Source organism: Streptomyces sp. NPDC057638 (assembly GCF_042800315.1).
Taxonomy (GTDB): Bacteria; Actinomycetota; Actinomycetes; order Streptomycetales; family Streptomycetaceae; genus Streptomyces.
Window position 1 is genome coordinate 1 of record NZ_JBHVHF010000460.1, and the last position, 4,416, is coordinate 4,416.

A 4,416-nucleotide genomic window follows, 5' to 3' on the forward strand; every position below is an offset into this window, starting at 1 on the left:
TTCCCGGGGCGCGACAGATGGACCGGGTACCGAGCGGTTTCGGGGCGGAAGAAGGAGGGGGACGGTGGTGCGTACGGGGCCGAGCCGGGCGGACGGGGAGCTGATCGGGCGGCTGCGGGAGCGGGACCTTGTGGTGTCCCTCGCGCAGTTGGAGCGCTGGCGCCGGGCGGGGGTGCTGCCGCGGCACCGGCGGCGGGGGCTCGGCCGCGGCCGGGGCTCGGTGTCGGTGCTGGACGATGCGGTGGTGGAGATCGCCGCCGTGCTCGCCCGGCACACGCGGCAGGGCCGGGACCTGCGGTACGCGGTCATCGGCTGGTACGCGGAGGCCGGACGCCCCGTACTGCCCGGCCGTGCGGGGGTTCCGGAGCCGCCCTGGCCCGCTGTGCGCGAGGCCCTCGTCTGGGCCGCGGGCAAGAGCATGGAGCACCGGCTGCTCGACCAGGCCCGCGCGGCGCGCGGTGACGAGGAACAGACCGACGCCCTCTACGGGGACGCCGACCGCTACCTCGCACGGCACCCCGCCACCCGGCTCCACCCCGGCACCGTCCGCCAGGCGCTGGAAGCCGGGAGCGACCTGCCGCTGCGCGGCGACGGCAGCGGGCGGCGGCTTGTTCATCTCTTCGCGGCGGCCGGCGGAGCGGACCGGGCCGACTCCCACGTCCTGGCCGACGCCCTGAGCACCCTGATGCTGCCCGCGGGCCTCGATGCCGCCGAGTTCACCCGGTTTCTGGAACAGGCGGAGCGGGACGGAACCCTCGACGGCCTCCTCGCCCCGCTGGCTCTGCCCGACCGGGACCGCATCGCCGCGGCGACCGAGGAGGAGACCGCCCGCGCCCGCCACACCGTCCAGATCCTCGGGGGAGTCGGCGGTCTGTACTTCTTCCACGGGCTGCTCATGCCGGACACACCCGCCCTAGCGGACCTCCGGGAGACGGTCGACGGCCTCGGCCTCGGGACGCTCCTCCAGCTGATGCTCGGCATGGCGACCAGCCCGCAGGGCTTCGCCCGTCTCCTGCCCTCCTGCCTCCACCCCGGCATGGCCGCCCTGGCCGAGTACCTGATGGAGGTCCTCGCCCGGCACGAGCACGGCATCCTGCACCGCCCCGGCCACCCGGGGGGCGCGCAGGCGTACATGGGGGAGTGGATCAGCACCATCAAGGCCCTCACACCCGGCGGAGCACCGGCGCCCGAAGGCTCCACCGCAACGGGATGAACCGGCACCGAGCCCCGGACGGGCCGGCGGGCAGTTCTACGCGGCGGCGGGCAGACGGCCCCGCCACGGCTCCAGCGCGTCGGCGGCCCGCCGCAGACCGCTGATCAGCTCGTCCAGGTCCCCCGGCGCGCGCACGGGGATGTAGTCGTGGGTCGGCTGGCCCTGCCCGTCGTTGAGCGAGATCTCGACCCGGTCGGCGCTGCGCCCGCGGTCGGGGGTGTGGTAGTCCTCGTCCGCCACGGTGACGACGGTCAGGGACAGCAGCTCGCCGCTGACCTGCGGGGGCATCGGGACGGTGACCGGCTCGGACACGTGGAAGATCGCCTCGTCGTCGGGGTTCTCGTGGTGCGCCGAGACGCACCACGCCGGACAGTTCCCCACTCCGGTGACAGATTTCTTCCACTGATCAGCGTTCATAGGAATATGATGCCATCTGCACCTTTTGGATCTTCCGAGTAGCGGTCCGGGCACCGCGCGGCCTCCCGGGCGGGTGTGGCGCGTCCCGTGCGGGGCGCGGGGCGCTATCCTCCCCGCAGGCAGATTCTGCTGCCGCCCGCCCGCACGACGGCCCGGACCCGCGTGCACACCAAGGGGCGTGAAGGGGGAGACCTCACAGCGGAGTTCACGCTGTCGACATCCTCGGCGTGCCGGTCCGGGCGCCACGCCGGGAAGAGCAACCCGATGTCCTCCAGGTCCGACCGCAGCGTCACGGCCCGCCGTGACGCGACCGGCGAGAACCACGCCCAGGCCCTGAACTCGATCCGCACCCACGGGCTCCGTGATGGTGTCGTGCCGGACGCCGCCGATCCCGGGCAGCAGCGCCTCGAAGCCGCCCTGCTCCACACCCTGGCCCGGCCCCGGGGGCCCCTGCCCCCGCACGACGCCGCCGACCTGCTGTTCGGAATCGCCAAGGCGAGCCCGTCCCCCGCCGCTCTCACGCTCTGGGCGCCACCCGGCACCGCCGCCGAGCTCCTCGCCCGCCTCCTCCCCGCCACCACGACGGACGGGACCGTCACCGGGGTCCCCACCCTGCGCTGGACCGCCCACTCGCCCAAGCACCTGGCCCTCCACACCCCCCACACCCCGGCCCGCGTTCTCCTCGCGGCCACCAGCCGGCACGCCCGCGACGCCGCCGGCCTCCTCATCGCCGCGGGCCTTCACCCCCTGACCGCCACCCCCGGCGCCGGGGAGACGGCGGCGTGGGACGCGCTGCTCGCCGCGGTGGGCGAGGACGCCCCGGGGTGGAGCCGGGCACTGCGCCGCCCGGCCCTGGCCCAGCGCCTGGAACCCGGCCTCGACCGGGCCACGCCGCACCCGGACGCCCTCGACAGCCGGGCCCTGGCGCCCCGCCCGCACGGCCCGGCCGCACCCGGGAACCCCGCGCCCCGGGTGATCCGGGTCGTCAGCGAGAAAGGCGGCACGGGCTGCTCGTGGGTGAGCGTGCTGCTCGCGTACGGCCTGGTCCGCGCCGGACACAAGGTGGCGCTGCTGACCGAGCCCCACCTGCACCCGGCCTCGGAAGCGGCGGGGGAGGTGTGGCGCCCCGCGCCGGTCCCGCCGGGGGACGGACGGCTGCTGGTCGCCCCCCGGGGAGAACACGGGGAGGACACCGGGCCCCGCCTGGTGGAGGCGGGCTCGCGCGCCGACATCGTGATCACCGACACGCCCCACGGGAACGGCCGGCCCGGCGCGGGGGAGACGGCCGCGGATCTGACCGTCCTCGTCCAGCGCGACCGCCCGGCCCTCTGGCGGCGCGAGGAGGTCACCGACCGGCGCCCCGCGCACATCCGCGCCTTCGCCTGGCTCGACGGCCGCTTCCCCGGATACCCGCCCGCCCCCGGCCCCGCCGGTGAAGCCGGCGCCCTCCTGAACCTCCTCGACTACGCCTTCCTCCACTACGCGCTCTTCCGGACGGACGATTCGGACGGTCCGGCCGAGGCAGACGGTGACCTGTGGGAGGAGCTCACCTGGGGCGGCCCCGGACACGCGGAGGACGTCCTCCCCCCGGAGGGCACCGCGCCGCTGGAGCGGTGGCGGGCCGAGTTCCTCACCCTCCTCGACCCCGACGGCGCCCGCCACCACCCCGCCCTGTGGCAGCGGGCCCGGGCCGCCTGGCCCGCACACAACCGCCGCCGCAACCTCCAGCGACTCGGGACCGACGGAGCCCTCGACTTCGCCGAACTCAACGCCGCACTCGACCGGTTCACCACCACCATGGACGCCGGCGCGGACCCCCGGTGGACCGGACTCGGCCCCGAACGGCAGGCCGAGTGGCGCACCGCACAGCTCACCCGATGGCTCGACGAACGCTTCGCCGCCCACCTCCGCCTCGACACCGCCCACCACCCCCGCACCCCCGAACAGACCCTCCTCGCCGTCCTCGACACCCGCTACATCCCCTACGCCCAAGCCCGCCTGGACGACCAGGACACCGGGCGCACGCTGCCGCCCGCGCCCGGCGACCCCGCCGCCGACCGGTGGTGGGACCCGGTACACGCCGCCGCCCCCTTCTCCGGGCCACAACCGGTGACCGACACCCCGGACGGGTGGCGGGACGCCTTCCTCGCCGCGGCCGACGCCGCAGGAACCCGGCGCCACGGCGGCCTGTGGCAGCAGGTCCGCGCGACGTGGCCGGACCACAACAAGGCACGGGCGCACGGCAGGCTCGCGCCGTTCGAGGCAACACCGGCCGAACGGGACCGGCTCCGGCCGGCATTCGTCCGGGCGGTCCGCGAGGCCGCCGGCCCGGCCTGGGACACCGCGTACGCCCGGAACGCCGACCGCTGGATCCGCGGCGAGCGCACCGAGGCGGAATCCCTGGAGCGCTTCGACGACCTCGTCGAACGGAACTGGCGAGCCGCGAGCCCCCAGGAGGTCGCCGACGGGCTCCTGGACACCGTCCACCGGGCGCCGGAGGGCCCCTGGATGCTGGTGGCCAACCTCCACCGCCCCACAGCCGAGGGTGCCGACACCCGCGAGGTCGCCACCGCGCTCCACACGCGGGGCCCCGCCGGGTTCGCCACCGTACGGTCCCGCGCACCACGCGCGGGCTGGTTCGAGGCGGCCGTCTGGACCGACCCCGGCTTCCGCACAGTCCAGCAGGACCTCGCCGACCGTGTCCACGCAGCGCTCAACACCCCGGTACGGCCCCCTGCCCCGGCACCCAGCCGCTGACCACAAGGCCCCGCTGGGGTGTCGGGTAC

General features: G+C 75.8%; 3 protein-coding genes. 2 read left to right on the plus strand and 1 reads right to left on the minus strand.

Annotation, left to right across the window (positions count from 1 at the left end; translation table 11 throughout):
- Window positions 1-64 precede the first annotated feature (64 nt).
- Entirely contained in the window at window positions 65-1,213 is a 1,149-nt protein-coding gene (locus ACFVIM_RS33210; RefSeq protein ID WP_384309516.1) for a hypothetical protein, read from the plus strand.
- A gap of 36 nt (window positions 1,214-1,249) precedes the next feature.
- On the opposite strand, the gene ACFVIM_RS33215 is transcribed toward ACFVIM_RS33210, so the two are convergent.
- Entirely contained in the window at window positions 1,250-1,630 is a 381-nt protein-coding gene (locus ACFVIM_RS33215) for a DUF6907 domain-containing protein (RefSeq protein ID WP_384309518.1), read from the minus strand.
- 264 nt (window positions 1,631-1,894) lie between these two features.
- On the opposite strand from ACFVIM_RS33215, the gene ACFVIM_RS33220 reads away from it, so the two are divergent.
- Window positions 1,895-4,387 carry a hypothetical protein gene (locus ACFVIM_RS33220; RefSeq protein ID WP_384309520.1) on the plus strand — a complete coding sequence of 831 codons (2,493 nt, stop codon included), beginning with the start codon at window positions 1,895-1,897 and terminating at the stop codon, window positions 4,385-4,387.
- Window positions 4,388-4,416: the final 29 nt, after the last annotated feature.

Excerpts from the sequence above, each read along its gene's own strand:
- ACFVIM_RS33215 (WP_384309518.1), bottom strand. The coding sequence starts at position 1,630 with ATGAACGCTGATCAGTGGAAGAAATCTGTCACCGGAGTGGGGAACTGT.
- ACFVIM_RS33220 (WP_384309520.1), top strand. The coding sequence starts at position 1,895 with ATGTCCTCCAGGTCCGACCGCAGCGTCACGGCCCGCCGTGACGCGACC.